The sequence below is a fragment of the Pseudomonas sp. TH21 genome, from assembly GCF_016651025.1.
Lineage (GTDB): Bacteria > Pseudomonadota > Gammaproteobacteria > Pseudomonadales > Pseudomonadaceae > Aquipseudomonas > Aquipseudomonas aylmerensis.
On the sequence record NZ_JAEKEQ010000001.1, the window covers coordinates 5,957,555 to 5,971,639 of the forward strand.

The 14,085-nt window shown below is 54.4% G+C and carries 24 protein-coding genes; all 24 read right to left on the minus strand.

Translation table 11 applies throughout. The features are described 5' to 3' along the window. Window positions 1-23 precede the first annotated feature (23 nt). The 24 genes from secY to fusA all read right to left on the minus strand — a co-directional run bounded on the left by secY (window position 24) and on the right by fusA (window position 14,072). Window positions 24-1,352, minus strand: a complete 1,329-nt coding sequence (gene secY, locus JFU04_RS26405; RefSeq protein WP_003176406.1) for a preprotein translocase subunit SecY — start codon at window positions 1,350-1,352, stop codon at window positions 24-26. Then, entirely contained in the window at window positions 1,353-1,790 is a 438-nt protein-coding gene (rplO, locus tag JFU04_RS26410) for a 50S ribosomal protein L15 (protein ID WP_003176407.1), read from the minus strand. A gap of 3 nt (window positions 1,791-1,793) precedes the next feature. Then, window positions 1,794-1,970 (minus strand): 50S ribosomal protein L30, encoded by a 177-nt coding sequence (gene rpmD / locus JFU04_RS26415; RefSeq protein WP_003176408.1) that lies wholly within the window; start codon window positions 1,968-1,970, stop codon window positions 1,794-1,796. A gap of 2 nt (window positions 1,971-1,972) precedes the next feature. Then, window positions 1,973-2,473, minus strand: coding sequence for a 30S ribosomal protein S5 (rpsE, locus tag JFU04_RS26420; RefSeq protein WP_010566852.1), 501 nt, complete (start codon window positions 2,471-2,473; stop codon window positions 1,973-1,975). Window positions 2,474-2,476: 3 nt separating this feature from the next. Further along, window positions 2,477-2,827, minus strand: a complete 351-nt coding sequence (rplR, locus tag JFU04_RS26425) for a 50S ribosomal protein L18 (RefSeq protein WP_003186037.1) — start codon at window positions 2,825-2,827, stop codon at window positions 2,477-2,479. Between the two features lie 10 nt (window positions 2,828-2,837). Further along, window positions 2,838-3,371, minus strand: a complete 534-nt coding sequence (gene rplF, locus JFU04_RS26430; RefSeq protein WP_003176412.1) for a 50S ribosomal protein L6 — start codon at window positions 3,369-3,371, stop codon at window positions 2,838-2,840. Between the two features lie 12 nt (window positions 3,372-3,383). Beyond that, on the minus strand, window positions 3,384-3,776 hold the full coding sequence (rpsH, locus tag JFU04_RS26435; RefSeq protein ID WP_010566853.1) for a 30S ribosomal protein S8: 393 nt from the start codon (window positions 3,774-3,776) through the stop codon (window positions 3,384-3,386). Between the two features lie 208 nt (window positions 3,777-3,984). Continuing rightward, window positions 3,985-4,290 (minus strand): 30S ribosomal protein S14, encoded by a 306-nt coding sequence (gene rpsN, locus JFU04_RS26440; RefSeq protein WP_003176414.1) that lies wholly within the window; start codon window positions 4,288-4,290, stop codon window positions 3,985-3,987. 13 nt (window positions 4,291-4,303) lie between these two features. Then, on the minus strand, window positions 4,304-4,843 hold the full coding sequence (gene rplE, locus JFU04_RS26445; RefSeq protein WP_003194642.1) for a 50S ribosomal protein L5: 540 nt from the start codon (window positions 4,841-4,843) through the stop codon (window positions 4,304-4,306). A 22-nt stretch (window positions 4,844-4,865) separates the two neighbouring features. Continuing rightward, window positions 4,866-5,180, minus strand: a complete 315-nt coding sequence (gene rplX / locus JFU04_RS26450; RefSeq protein WP_007896770.1) for a 50S ribosomal protein L24 — start codon at window positions 5,178-5,180, stop codon at window positions 4,866-4,868. Window positions 5,181-5,191: 11 nt separating this feature from the next. Next, the gene (gene rplN / locus JFU04_RS26455; protein ID WP_002555479.1) at window positions 5,192-5,560 is read right to left on the minus strand and encodes a 50S ribosomal protein L14; all 369 of its coding nucleotides are present in this window, start codon (window positions 5,558-5,560) and stop codon (window positions 5,192-5,194) included. A 23-nt stretch (window positions 5,561-5,583) separates the two neighbouring features. Then, window positions 5,584-5,850, minus strand: coding sequence for a 30S ribosomal protein S17 (gene rpsQ, locus JFU04_RS26460; protein ID WP_003176419.1), 267 nt, complete (start codon window positions 5,848-5,850; stop codon window positions 5,584-5,586). 2 nt (window positions 5,851-5,852) lie between these two features. Further along, window positions 5,853-6,044 carry a 50S ribosomal protein L29 gene (gene rpmC, locus JFU04_RS26465; protein ID WP_002555481.1) on the minus strand — a complete coding sequence of 64 codons (192 nt, stop codon included), beginning with the start codon at window positions 6,042-6,044 and terminating at the stop codon, window positions 5,853-5,855. Next, a complete protein-coding gene (gene rplP / locus JFU04_RS26470) occupies window positions 6,044-6,457 on the minus strand; it encodes a 50S ribosomal protein L16 (RefSeq protein WP_003176421.1) in 414 nt (137 codons plus the stop codon). Before rplP ends, rpmC begins: the two co-directional genes overlap by 1 nt. Before the next feature lie 12 nt (window positions 6,458-6,469). Then, entirely contained in the window at window positions 6,470-7,156 is a 687-nt protein-coding gene (gene rpsC, locus JFU04_RS26475; protein WP_003176422.1) for a 30S ribosomal protein S3, read from the minus strand. A gap of 13 nt (window positions 7,157-7,169) precedes the next feature. Beyond that, window positions 7,170-7,502 (minus strand): 50S ribosomal protein L22, encoded by a 333-nt coding sequence (gene rplV / locus JFU04_RS26480; RefSeq protein ID WP_003103908.1) that lies wholly within the window; start codon window positions 7,500-7,502, stop codon window positions 7,170-7,172. A gap of 11 nt (window positions 7,503-7,513) precedes the next feature. After that, window positions 7,514-7,789 carry a 30S ribosomal protein S19 gene (rpsS, locus tag JFU04_RS26485; RefSeq protein ID WP_002555486.1) on the minus strand — a complete coding sequence of 92 codons (276 nt, stop codon included), beginning with the start codon at window positions 7,787-7,789 and terminating at the stop codon, window positions 7,514-7,516. 16 nt (window positions 7,790-7,805) lie between these two features. Next, on the minus strand, window positions 7,806-8,630 hold the full coding sequence (gene rplB / locus JFU04_RS26490) for a 50S ribosomal protein L2 (RefSeq protein WP_003186055.1): 825 nt from the start codon (window positions 8,628-8,630) through the stop codon (window positions 7,806-7,808). Between the two features lie 14 nt (window positions 8,631-8,644). Next, window positions 8,645-8,944: a 50S ribosomal protein L23 gene (gene rplW / locus JFU04_RS26495; RefSeq protein ID WP_002555488.1), complete on the minus strand. Its 300-nt coding sequence runs from the start codon at window positions 8,942-8,944 to the stop codon at window positions 8,645-8,647. After that, window positions 8,941-9,543 carry a 50S ribosomal protein L4 gene (gene rplD / locus JFU04_RS26500; protein ID WP_003176424.1) on the minus strand — a complete coding sequence of 201 codons (603 nt, stop codon included), beginning with the start codon at window positions 9,541-9,543 and terminating at the stop codon, window positions 8,941-8,943. The genes rplW and rplD overlap by 4 nt, the downstream gene beginning before the upstream one ends. 12 nt (window positions 9,544-9,555) lie before the next feature. Beyond that, on the minus strand, window positions 9,556-10,191 hold the full coding sequence (rplC, locus tag JFU04_RS26505) for a 50S ribosomal protein L3 (RefSeq protein ID WP_003194649.1): 636 nt from the start codon (window positions 10,189-10,191) through the stop codon (window positions 9,556-9,558). Between the two features lie 81 nt (window positions 10,192-10,272). Further along, window positions 10,273-10,584: a 30S ribosomal protein S10 gene (gene rpsJ / locus JFU04_RS26510; RefSeq protein WP_003186070.1), complete on the minus strand. Its 312-nt coding sequence runs from the start codon at window positions 10,582-10,584 to the stop codon at window positions 10,273-10,275. Window positions 10,585-10,742: 158 nt separating this feature from the next. Further along, window positions 10,743-11,936, minus strand: a complete 1,194-nt coding sequence (gene tuf / locus JFU04_RS26515) for an elongation factor Tu (RefSeq protein ID WP_025857206.1) — start codon at window positions 11,934-11,936, stop codon at window positions 10,743-10,745. 30 nt (window positions 11,937-11,966) lie between these two features. After that, entirely contained in the window at window positions 11,967-14,072 is a 2,106-nt protein-coding gene (fusA, locus tag JFU04_RS26520; RefSeq protein ID WP_065909927.1) for an elongation factor G, read from the minus strand. Window positions 14,073-14,085 lie beyond the last annotated feature (13 nt).

Consider the following 14,085-nt stretch of genomic DNA (forward strand, 5'->3'; position numbering starts at 1 on the left):
ACTCCTCGAACCTTATGGGGTACTCAGCGCAACATGCCGCTGCCGTAGCCCTTCAGGTTGGCTTTCTTCATCAGGGATTCGTACTGGTGCGAAACGAGGTGCGATTGTACTTGGGACATGAAGTCCATCACAACCACGACCACGATCAGCAACGAGGTCCCGCCAAGGTAGAACGGAACGTTTGCTGCAACCACCAGGAACTGGGGCAACAAGCACACGGCCGTCATATATAGAGCACCGAACAGGGTCAAACGAGTCAGAACGCCATCAATGTAGCGTGCAGACTGCTCACCTGGACGAATACCCGGAATAAAGGCACCGGACTTCTTCAGGTTTTCCGCTACGTCTTTCGGATTGAACATCAACGCCGTATAGAAGAAGCAGAAGAAAATAATCCCTGCACTAAACAGCAGAATATTCAACGGCTGACCAGGAGCGATCGACTGAGAGAGGTCCTGCAGCCAGCCCATATTTTCAGACTGACCAAACCAGGTACCCAACGAAGCCGGAAACAGCAAAATGCTGCTCGCGAAAATTGCCGGAATAACACCGGCCATATTCACTTTCAGCGGCAAGTGGCTGGTCTGCGCAGCAAAAACCTTACGGCCCTGCTGACGCTTGGCGTAGTGAACAGCAATACGACGCTGGCCACGCTCAATGAACACCACAAAACCGATAATCGCTACTGCCAGCAAACCGATGGCAACCAGGGCGAAAATATTGATATCACCCTGACGCGCAGACTCGAAAGACTGCCCGATTGCTCTCGGAAGACCGGCGACGATACCTGCGAAAATCAACATCGAGATACCGTTGCCAACACCACGCTCAGTAATCTGCTCACCCAGCCACATCATGAACATCGCACCAGCCACAAAAGTGGATACCGCGACGAAATGGAAGCCAAAGTCACCAGTGAACGCAACACCCTGCCCGGCCAGGCCAACGGACATGCCGATAGCTTGAACCAGGGCGAGGATGACAGTGCCGTAGCGGGTGTACTGGCTAATCTTGCGACGGCCAGCTTCACCTTCCTTCTTCAACTGCTCCAGCTGCGGGCTGACGGCGGTCATCAGTTGCATGATGATCGATGCCGAAATGTACGGCATGATCCCCAGTGCAAAGATGCTCATCCGTTCCAGCGCGCCGCCGGAAAACATGTTGAACAAGCTAAGAATGGTCCCCTCATTCTGTCGAAACAGGTCTGCGAGTCGGTCCGGGTTGATACCTGGAACCGGGATGTGTGCGCCTATTCGGTAGACGATAATCGCCAGGAACAGAAAACGCAGACGAGCCCAAAGTTCAGACATACCGCCTTTGCCGAGCGCTGAGAGAGCACCTTGCTTAGCCATTTATTCCTCGAACTTGCCGCCAGCTGCTTCGATAGCCGAACGCGCACCTTTGGTGGCGCCGATTCCCTTGCCGATAGTGACAGCGCGAGTCACTTCACCGGACAGCATGATTTTCACACGCTGTACGTTGACGTTGATCACGTTGGCATCTTTCAGGGTCTGCACAGTAACGATGTCGCCTTCCACTTTGGCCAGCTCGGACAGACGCACTTCTGCGCGATCCATGGCTTTCAGGGAAACGAAACCGAACTTAGGCAGGCGACGATGCAGCGGCTGTTGACCGCCTTCAAAGCCTGGAGCAATGGTGCCACCGGAGCGGGAGGTTTGACCTTTGTGGCCACGGCCACCAGTCTTACCCAAACCGCTACCGATACCACGGCCCGGACGATGCTTTTCGCGACGGGAACCCGGCGCTGGACTCAGATCATTGAGTTTCATCGATTAACCCTCTACACGCAGCATGTAGTAAGCCTTGTTGATCATCCCGCGATTCTCGGGAGTATCCTGGACTTCTACAGTGTGACCGATGCGACGCAGACCCAGACCTTTAACGCACAGTTTGTGGTTAGGGATGCGGCCGGTCATGCTTTTGATCAGCGTTACTTTAACGGTAGCCATGATCAGAAGATCTCCTGGACGCTTTTGCCACGCTTGGCGGCAATGGATTCAGGGGATTGCATAGCTTTCAAACCTTTGAAAGTGGCGTGAACCACGTTTACCGGGTTAGTCGAGCCGTAGCACTTGGCCAGAACGTTCTGAACGCCAGCAACTTCGAGGACAGCACGCATAGCGCCGCCAGCGATGATACCGGTACCTTCAGAAGCAGGCTGCATGTACACCTTCGAAGCGCCATGAGCGGACTTCATTGCGTACTGCAGCGTGGTGCCGTTCAGATCAACTTGGATCATGTTGCGGCGAGCAGCTTCCATTGCCTTCTGGATCGCAGCAGGCACTTCACGCGACTTGCCACGGCCGAAGCCAACGCGCCCTTTACCATCACCCACCACGGTCAACGCGGTGAAAGTGAAGATACGGCCGCCTTTAACGGTTTTGGCTACGCGGTTAACTTGAACCAGCTTCTCAATGTAGCCTTCGTCGCGCTTTTGGTCGTTATTTGACATAACTTAGAACTCCAGCCCAGCTTCACGAGCAGCATCAGCCAGCGCTTTAACGCGGCCGTGGTACTTGAAGCCAGAGCGGTCGAAAGCCACTTGCGAGACGCCAGCGGCCTTAGCACGCGTAGCGACCAGCTGGCCAACCTTTGTGGCCGCGTCGATGTTGCCAGTGGCACCATCACGCAGTTCTTTATCCAAAGTCGAGGCGCTTGCCAGGACTTTGTTGCCGTCGGCCGAGATGACCTGGGCGTAGATGTGCTGCGACGAGCGGAACACGCAGAGACGCACGACTTCGAGTTCGTGCATTTTCAGGCGTGCTTTGCGAGCGCGACGCAGTCGAGTAACTTTTTTGTCGGTCATTTGCTATGCCCTACTTCTTCTTGGCTTCTTTACGACGGACGACTTCGTCCGCGTAGCGCACACCTTTGCCTTTGTACGGCTCTGGTGGACGGAAGTCGCGGATCTCAGCAGCCACTTGACCTACCAGCTGCTTATCGATGCCCTTGATCAGGATATCGGTCTGGCTAGGAGTCTCAGCGGTGATGCCTTCCGGCAGTTCGTAATCCACTGGGTGCGAGAAGCCAAGGGCCAGGTTCAAAACCGTGCCTTTTGCTTGCGCTTTGTAACCAACACCGACCAGCTGGAGCTTACGCTCGAAGCCTTGGCTTACGCCTTGGACCATGTTGTTTACCAACGCACGCGTGGTACCGGCCATTGCGCGAGTTTGTTGATCGCCATTGCGAGCAGCGAAACGCAGCTCACCAGCTTCTTCAACGATCTCAACGGACGAATGGATGTTCAGTTCAAGAGTACCCTTGGCACCCTTCACCGAAAGCTGTTGGCCTGCGAATTTGACTTCGACACCGGCTGGCAGCTTAACGGGGTTCTTAGCGACGCGAGACATGCTTATCCCCCCTTAGAACACAGTGCAAAGAACTTCGCCGCCGACACCGGCAGCGCGCGCAGCACGATCCGTCATCACACCTTTGTTGGTGGAGACGATAGACACGCCAAGACCGCCACGAACTTTCGGCAGATCCTCAGCGGACTTGTACTGACGCAGGCCTGGACGGCTAACGCGCTTCACTTCCTCGATGACCGAACGGCCTTCGAAGTACTTCAGCTCGATGGACAGCAGTGGCTTGGTTTCGCTGCTGATCTGATAACCCGCAATGTAGCCTTCGTCTTTCAGGACTTTGGCAACAGCTACCTTCAACTTGGAAGATGGCATGCTTACGACGGACTTTTCAGCCATCTGGGCATTACGGATACGAGTTAGCATGTCCGCTAACGGGTCCTGCATACTCATGGGCTAGACGCTCCTAATACAAAAAAATTAGCCTTGCGGCTACATATGTCGCCGAGAATCTCCGAGCATAGAAAACACGGGCTCAGGCGAGCCGGGTATTCTAGACACACTCCGGAAATGAAACAAGCCCCAAAAGGGGCTTGTTCCAGATTCAAGGTCACCGGTGGTCAGTATCTTGCGATACCTCCCACCTGGACGCTGAAAGTACTTACCAGCTGGCTTTAACCAGACCTGGTACGTCACCACGCATTGCCGCTTCACGCAGTTTGTTACGGCCGAGGCCGAACTTGCGGTAAACGCCGTGTGGACGACCGGTCAGGCGGCAGCGGTTACGCATGCGCGAAGCGCTTGCGTCACGTGGCTGCTTCTGCAGAGCAACTGTAGCTTCCCAACGCGCTTCTGGACTTGCGTTCAGATCAACGATGATCGCTTTCAGTGCTGCACGCTTCTTGGCGTACTTGGCAACCGTGAGCTGACGCTTCAGCTCGCGGTTTTTCATGCTCATCTTGGCCATGGTCCTACTCCAATCAGTTGCGGAACGGGAATTTGAATGCACGCAGCAGAGCGCGGCCTTCATCATCGTTCTTGGCAGTGGTGGTCAGGGTGATGTCCAGACCGCGGAGAGCATCGATCTTGTCGTAGTCGATTTCCGGGAAGATGATCTGCTCTTTCACGCCCATGCTGTAGTTACCACGACCATCGAAGGACTTGGCATTCAGGCCGCGGAAGTCGCGAACCCGAGGCAGGGAGATCGACAGCAGACGATCCAGGAATTCGTACATACGCTCACGGCGCAGGGTCACTTTGACGCCGATCGGCCAACCTTCACGGACTTTAAAGCCAGCGATGGATTTCCGAGCGTAAGTCACAACGACCTTTTGACCGGTGATCTTTTCCAGGTCAGCAACAGCGTGCTCGATGACTTTTTTGTCGCCGATCGCTTCGCCCAGACCCATGTTCAGGGTGATTTTGGTAACGCGCGGAACTTCCATCACGTTCCCGAGCTTAAGTTCTTCCTTAAGCTTGGGGGCGATTTCCTTCCGGTAAATCTCTTGTAGTCGTGCCATGGTCTTATCTACCTAGCAGTGTTCAAGCATCAACCGCTTTTTGGGTCGACTTGAAGACACGAATTTTCTTACCGTCTTCTACTTTGAAACCAACACGATCAGCCTTGTTGGTTTCGCCGTTGAAGATGGCGACGTTAGAAGCGTGCAGTGGCGCTTCTTTCTCGACGATACCGCCCTGTACGCCCGACATCGGGTTAGGCTTGGTATGACGCTTGACCAGGTTCAGACCACCAACGACCAGACGGTCGTCAGCGAGAACCTTCAGCACCTTACCGCGCTTACCTTTGTCTTTGCCGGCGATCACGATGATCTCGTCGTCACGACGAATCTTTTGCATGTCGGATCTCCTTACAGCACTTCTGGGGCGAGCGAGACGATCTTCATGAACTTCTCAGTACGAAGTTCACGGGTCACTGGCCCAAAGATACGGGTGCCGATCGGCTCTTGCTTGTTGTTCAGAAGAACAGCAGCGTTGCCATCAAAGCGGATAATGGAGCCATCTGCACGGCGTACGCCGTGACGAGTGCGGACTACAACAGCAGTCATCACTTGGCCTTTTTTCACCTTACCGCGAGGAATTGCTTCCTTCACGGTAACTTTGATGATGTCACCGATACCAGCGTAACGACGATGGGAGCCACCCAGCACCTTGATGCACATAACACGGCGAGCGCCGCTGTTATCGGCCACATCGAGCATGGATTGAGTCTGAATCATATAATTTCTCCGACCCCTAGTCCTTAGACTTCCACAGCGCGTTCGAGAACATCAACCAGTGCCCAAGACTTGGTCTTGGCCAGCGGACGAGTTTCACGAATAGTGACTTTGTCGCCGATGTGGCACTGATTGGTTTCGTCGTGCGCGTGCAGCTTAGTCGAACGCTTAACATATTTACCGTAGATCGGGTGCTTAACGCGACGCTCGATCAAAACGGTGATGGTTTTGTCCATCTTGTCGCTGACAACACGGCCAGTCAGCGTACGGACAGTCTTTTCGGCTTCAGCCATGATCACTTACCTGCCTGCTGGTTGAGCACAGTCTTCACGCGAGCGATGTCACGCTTAACTTGCGAGAGCAGATGAGACTGCCCCAACTGGCCAGTTGCTTTCTGCATACGCAGATTGAACTGGTCGCGCAGCAGGCCGAGCAGTTGCTCGTTCAGCTGCTGTGCGGATTTTTCACGAAGTTCATTCGCTTTCATCACATCACCGTCCGTTTAACAAAGGAGGTGGCGAGCGGCAGCTTTGCAGCAGCCAGGGCGAAAGCCTCACGCGCCAGCTCTTCAGAAACACCCTCGATTTCATACAGGACTTTGCCTGGCTGAATCTGGGCTACCCAGTATTCCACGTTACCCTTACCTTTACCCATCCGAACCTCGAGAGGTTTTTTGGAGATCGGCTTGTCCGGGAATACACGGATCCAGATCTTGCCGCCACGTTTTACGTGACGGGTCAGAGCACGACGCGCTGACTCGATCTGACGAGCGGTGAGACGACCACGAGCTACAGACTTCAGCGCGAACTCGCCGAAGCTGACTTTGCTACCGCGCTGAGCCAGACCACGGTTGTGGCCTGTCATCTGCTTGCGGAACTTCGTACGCTTAGGTTGCAACATTTGGCGTACCCCTTACTTAGCAGCTTTTTTACGAGGCGCTGGTGCTTGTGGTTTCAGTTCTTCTTGGCGACCACCAATTACTTCGCCTTTGAAGATCCAAACCTTTACACCGATCACACCGTAAGTGGTGTGAGCTTCGTAGTTGGCATAGTCGATGTCGGCACGCAGGGTGTGCAGTGGCACACGACCTTCGCGATACCATTCAGTACGTGCGATTTCAGCACCGCCGAGACGACCGCTCACTTGGATTTTGATGCCTTTGGCACCAATGCGCATGGCGTTCTGTACGGCGCGCTTCATAGCGCGACGGAACATTACGCGACGCTCCAGCTGCTGAGCTACGCTCTGCGCAACCAGCATACCGTCGAGCTCCGGCTTGCGGATCTCTTCGATATTGATGTGCACAGGCACACCCATTTGCTTGGTCAGGTCCTGACGCAGTTTCTCAACATCTTCACCTTTCTTCCCGATAACGATACCTGGACGAGCGGTGTGGATGGTGATACGTGCAGTTTGGGCCGGACGATGGATATCGATACGGCTTACGGACGCGCTTTTTAGTTTGTCTTGGAGATACTCACGCACCTTCAGATCAGCGAACAAGTAGTCCGCATAAGTCCGACCGTCTGCGTACCAGACGGAGGTGTGCTCCTTGACGATTCCCAGGCGAATGCCAATGGGATGTACTTTCTGACCCATCTCTTCGACTCCGTTACTTGTCAGCAACCTTGACAGTGATATGGCAAGACCGCTTGACGATGCGATCAGCACGGCCTTTGGCACGTGGCATGATGCGCTTCAGCGAACGCCCTTCGTTGACGAAAACGGTGCTGACCTTCAGGTCATCAACGTCTGCGCCTTCGTTATGCTCGGCGTTGGCTACGGCCGACTCCAGCACTTTCTTCATGATCTCGGCGGCTTTCTTACTGCTGAAAGCCAACAGGTTGAGCGCTTCGCCCACCTTCTTCCCGCGGATCTGGTCGGCGACCAAGCGGGCTTTCTGGGCGGAGATTCGAGCGCCCGACAACTTAGCGGCTACTTCCATTTCCTTACCCCTTAACGCTTGGCTTTCTTGTCTGCCACGTGCCCACGATAAGTGCGGGTACCGGCAAACTCGCCTAGTTTGTGGCCGACCATGTCTTCGTTAACGAGAACTGGGACGTGTTGACGACCGTTGTGTACTGCGATGGTCAGACCGACCATTTGTGGCAGGATCATCGAACGACGCGACCAGGTCTTAACTGGTTTGCGATCGTTCTTTTCCGCCGCCACTTCGATCTTCTTCAGTAGGTGAAGATCAATAAAAGGACCTTTTTTCAGAGAACGTGGCACTGTCGTATCCCTCTATTTACTTGCGACGACGGACGATCATTTTGTCGGTACGCTTATTACCACGAGTCTTCGCGCCCTTAGTCGGGAAGCCCCATGGCGATACCGGATGACGACCACCAGAGGTACGACCTTCACCACCACCGTGTGGGTGGTCAACCGGGTTCATGGCAACACCACGAACGGTTGGGCGAACGCCACGCCAGCGTTTGGCACCAGCTTTACCCAGCGAACGCAGGCTGTGCTCGGAGTTCGAGACTTCACCCAGGGTCGCGCGGCATTCAGCCAGCACTTTACGCATCTCACCAGAACGCAGACGCAGGGTCACGTAGACACCTTCACGAGCGATCAGCTGAGCCGAAGCACCAGCGGAACGAGCGATTTGCGCGCCTTTACCTGGCTTCAATTCGATGCCGTGTACGGTGCTACCAACTGGAATGTTACGCAGTTGCAGAGCGTTGCCCGGCTTGATCGGTGCCAGGGCACCTGCGATCAGCTGGTCGCCAGCGCTCACGCCTTTAGGGGCGATGATGTAGCGACGCTCGCCATCTGCGTACAGCAGCAGAGCGATGTGAGCAGTACGGTTTGGATCGTATTCGATACGCTCGACAGTGGCAGCGATGCCATCTTTGTCGTTACGACGGAAGTCGACCAGACGATAATGCTGCTTATGGCCACCACCGATGTGACGAGTGGTAATACGACCATTGTTGTTACGACCACCAGACTTCGATTTCTTCTCGAGCAGCGGTGCGTGAGGAGCGCCTTTATGCAGCTCCTGGTTGACCACCTTGACCACAAAACGGCGGCCAGGGGAAGTCGGTTTGCATTTAACGATTGCCATGATGCACCCCTTCCTTACTCAGCACTGCTGCTGAAATCGAGATCTTGGCCTGGCTGAAGGGAGATAACTGCCTTCTTCCAGTCATTACGCTTGCCCAGACCGCGAGCAGTGCGCTTGCTCTTACCCAGAACATTCAGGGTAGTAACACGCTCTACTTTCACGCTGAACAGGCTTTCGACGGCCTTCTTGATTTCCAGCTTGGTTGCATCGGTTGCAACCTTGAAAACGAACTGGCCTTTCTTGTCAGCCAGAACCGTAGCCTTTTCGGAAACGTGCGGGCCAAGCAGAACTTTAAATACGCGTTCCTGGTTCATCCCAGCAGCTCCTCGAATTTCTTCACGGCCGACACGGTGATCAACACCTTGTCGTATGCGATCAGACTAACTGGATCGGAACCTTGCACGTCACGTACATCAACGTGTGGCAGGTTGCGAGCAGCCAGGTACAGGTTCTGATCAACAGCTTCAGACACGATCAAAACGTCGGTCAGGCTCATGTTGTTCAGCTTGCCCAGCAGATCTTTGGTTTTCGGGCTTTCAACAGCGAAGTCCTGAACCACAACCAGACGATCAGTACGCACGAGTTCAGCAAGGATGGAGCGCAGTGCTGCGCGATACATCTTCTTGTTGAGCTTCTGAGAGTGATCCTGTGGACGAGCTGCGAAAGTGGTACCGCCGCCACGCCAGATTGGGCTACGGATAGTACCGGCACGAGCACGGCCAGTACCTTTCTGACGCCAAGGGCGCTTACCGCCACCACGTACGTCGGAACGGGTCTTTTGCTGCTTGCTACCTTGACGGCCGCCGGCCATGTAGGCCACGACTGCTTGGTGAACCAGCGTCTCGTTGAATTCGCCGCCAAATGTCAGTTCGGAAACTTCGATCGCTTGAGCGTCATTTACATTTAATTGCATGTCAGCTTCCCCTTAACCGCGAGCCTTGGCCGCTGGACGTACAACCAGGTTGCCGCCAGTAGCGCCAGGAACAGCACCCTTGACCAACAACAGATTGCGTTCAGCGTCGACGCGCACTACTTCGAGGGACTGCACGGTCACGCGCTCAGCGCCCATATGACCGGACATTTTTTTGCCCTTGAATACACGACCAGGAGTCTGGCACTGGCCAATAGAGCCCGGGACGCGGTGGGAAACGGAGTTACCGTGAGTGTTGTCTTGGCCACGGAAATTCCAACGCTTGATCGTACCCTGGAAGCCTTTACCCTTGGACTGACCGGTTACATCAACCAGTTGACCAGCGGCGAAGATTTCAGCGTTGATCAGATCGCCAGCCTGGTAGTCGCCGTCTTCGAGACGGAACTCCATAACAGTGCGACCAGCTGCAACGTTTGCTTTAGCGAAGTGACCTGCTTGAGCAGCAGTCACGCGCGAAGCACGACGCTCGCCGACAGTGACTTGCACTGCACGATAGCCATCGGTTTCTTCAGTTTTGAACTGGGTGACGCGATTCGGCTCGATCTCAATGACCGTGACCGGAATGGAGACACCTTCTTCGGTGAAAATACGGGTCATACCGCATTTACGACCGACTACACCAATAGTCATGTTGTAAACCTCATGAGTGTACGGGGCTTTCACCCGCTATGGCCGCCCATTTCAGAGCGTTACACGACTAAGACCCAAGTCTTAGCCGAGGCTGATCTGTACTTCCACACCGGCCGCCAGATCGAGCTTCATAAGTGCATCAACGGTTTTATCCGTTGGCTGGACGATGTCCAGTACGCGCTTATGAGTACGGATCTCGTACTGGTCACGCGCGTCTTTGTTGACGTGCGGGGAGACCAGAACGGTGAACCGCTCTTTACGGGTAGGCAGTGGAATTGGACCACGCACTTGAGCACCAGTACGTTTCGCGGTTTCCACGATTTCCTGGGTGGATTGGTCGATCAGGCGATGGTCAAAAGCCTTCAACCTGATACGGATTTGCTGATTTTGCATTGGATTTCAGACTCCGGCTGCTATTCCCAGCGAGCGCAATACGCCCGTTAAAAGGAGGCGCAATTCTATAGACGCCCCAGATAGGTGTCAACCCAATAAAAAAGGCCCCCGCTAAGCGGGGGCCTTCTCAAAAAATCGAGCTATCTCAGAAGAGATAATTACTCGATGATTTTAGCTACAACGCCAGCACCAACGGTACGGCCGCCTTCGCGGATTGCGAAGCGCAGACCGTCTTCCATTGCGATGGTTTTGATCAGGGTAACAGTCATTTGAATGTTATCGCCTGGCATTACCATTTCAACGCCTTCTGGCAGTTCGCAGTTACCAGTCACGTCAGTAGTACGGAAGTAGAACTGTGGACGGTAGCCTTTGAAGAACGGAGTATGACGGCCGCCTTCTTCTTTGCTCAGAACGTAAACTTCTGCGGTGAACTTGGTGTGCGGCTTAACCGAACCCGGCTTAACCAGAACCTGGCCACGCTCAACGTCGTCACGCTTGGTACCACGCAGCAGAACGCCGCAGTTCTCGCCAGCACGACCTTCGTCGAGCAGTTTGCGGAACATTTCAACACCGGTGCAGGTGGTGACGGTGGTGTCACGCAGACCAACGATTTCCAGTGGATCTTGAACGCGAACGATACCGCGCTCGATACGACCAGTCACAACAGTACCGCGACCGGAGATCGAGAATACGTCTTCGATTGGCATCAGGAACGGCTTGTCGGTCAGACGAACTGGTTCTGGGATGTAGGTATCCAGAGTTTCAACCAGTTTACGAACGGCAGTGGTGCCCATTTCGTTTTCGTCGTTACCTTCCAGAGCCATACGAGCAGAACCGATGATGATCGGAGTGTCGTCGCCTGGGAAGTCGTAAGTGCTCAGCAGATCGCGCACTTCCATCTCAACCAGTTCCAGCAGCTCAGCGTCGTCTACCAGGTCAGCCTTGTTCAGGAAAACCACGATGTACGGAACGCCTACCTGACGGGACAGCAGGATGTGCTCACGGGTTTGTGGCATCGGACCATCAGCGGCCGAGCAAACCAGGATCGCGCCGTCCATCTGGGCAGCACCAGTGATCATGTTCTTCACGTAGTCAGCGTGACCTGGGCAGTCAACGTGAGCGTAGTGACGAATAGTCGAGTTGTACTCAACGTGCGCGGTGTTGATGGTGATACCACGAGCTTTTTCTTCTGGTGCGCTGTCGATCTTGTCGAAGTCAACACGAGCCGAACCGAAAACTTCGGAGCAGACGCGAGTCAGAGCAGCGGTCAGAGTGGTTTTACCGTGGTCAACGTGGCCGATGGTGCCAACGTTTACGTGCGGTAGGGAACGATCAAATTTTTCTTTAGCCACGACAATTAACTCCTTGCCTAAAGGACTGAATCAGCCTTGTTTTTTGGATACAGTTTCAGCGATGTGCGCCGGAGCTGTGTTGTATTTTTTGAATTCCATAGAGTAGCTTGCGCGACCCTGGGACATGGAGCGAACGTCGGTCGCGTAACCGAACATCTCACCCAACGGAACCTCGGCGCGAATCACTTTGCCGGAAACCGTGTCTTCCATACCCAAGATCATGCCGCGACGACGGTTAAGGTCGCCCATGACATCACCCATATAGTCTTCAGGTGTAACAACTTCTACCGCCATGATTGGCTCAAGCAACTCACCACCGCCCTTCTGGGCCAGTTGCTTGGTTGCCATGGAAGCAGCCACCTTAAACGCCATCTCGTTGGAGTCGACGTCGTGGTAAGAACCGTCAAAAACGGTTGCTTTCAGGCCGATCAGCGGATAGCCGGCAACAACACCGTTCTTCATCTGCTCTTCGATACCCTTCTGGATAGCCGGGATGTATTCCTTAGGAACAACACCACCAACTACTTCGTTCACGAATTGCAGACCTTCCTGACCTTCGTCAGCAGGAGCAAAACGGATCCAGCAGTGACCGAACTGACCACGACCGCCGGACTGACGAACGAACTTGCCTTCGATTTCACAGTTCTTCGTGATGCGCTCACGATAGGAAACCTGAGGCTTACCGATGTTGGCTTCGACGTTGAACTCACGGCGCATCCGGTCAACCAGGATGTCCAGGTGCAACTCGCCCATGCCGGAGATGATCGTTTGACCAGTCTCTTCATCAGTCTTGACGCGGAAAGATGGATCTTCCTGAGCAAGTTTGCCCAGAGCGATACCCATTTTTTCCTGGTCATCCTTGGTCTTAGGCTCAACGGCAACCGAAATAACCGGCTCCGGGAAGTCCATGCGAACCAGGATGATTGGCTTAGCAGCGTCGCACAAAGTCTCACCAGTGGTGACGTCCTTCATGCCGATCAGGGCCGCGATGTCACCAGCGCGTACTTCCTTGATCTCTTCACGGGCGTTTGCGTGCATTTGCACCATACGACCCACGCGCTCTTTCTTGCCTTTAACCGAGTTGATCACGCCGTCGCCGGAGGCCAACACGCCCGAGTAAACGCGGACGAAGGTCAAAGTACCCACGAATGGGTCAGTAGCGATCTTGAACGCCAGAGCCGAGAACGGCTCGCTGTCATCGGCGTGACGCTCCATCTCTTCTTCCTCGTTATCAGGGTTGGTACCCTTGATAGCAGGAATGTCAGTTGGGGCAGGCAGGTAGTCGATAACGGCGTCGAGAACCAGGGGAACACCCTTGTTCTTGAAGGAAGAACCGCAAACAGCCAAGACGATCTCACCAGCGATAGTACGCTGACGCAGAGCGGCCTTGATTTCCGCGTTGGTGAGTTCTTCACCTTCGAGGTACTTGTTCATCAGTTCTTCGCTGGCTTCGGCAGCAGCCTCAACCATGTTATTGCGCCATTCGTCAGCCAGTTCCTGCAGTTCTGCAGGGATAGGCTTGCGAACAGGGACCATACCTTTGTCAGCGTCATTCCAGTAAACAGCTTCCATGTTGATCAGATCGATCTGACCCTGGAAGTTGTCTTCGGAACCGATAGCCAATTGGATTGGCACCGGGGTGTGACCCAGACGCTGCTTGATCTGACCGATCACGCGCAGGAAGTTGGCACCAGCACGGTCCATCTTGTTTACGTAAACAAGACGTGGAACGCCGTATTTGTTGGCTTGACGCCATACGGTTTCCGACTGAGGCTCAACACCCGAAGTACCACAGAACACAACGACAGCGCCGTCGAGTACGCGCAGGGAACGTTCAACTTCAATGGTGAAGTCTACGTGGCCCGGGGTATCGATTACGTTGAAGCGATGCTCATCCTTGTACTGCTTCTCGGAACCTTTCCAGAAGGCGGTAATAGCAGCAGAAGTAATGGTAATACCACGCTCCTGCTCCTGAACCATCCAGTCTGTGGTCGCGGCGCCATCATGCACCTCGCCCATTTTGTGACTTTTGCCGGTGTAAAACAGTACGCGCTCGGTGGTGGTGGTTTTACCAGCATCCACGTGAGCAACGATACCGATGTTACGGTAGCGGCTAATCGGAGTAGTACGAGCCATAAAGCCCTCGCAA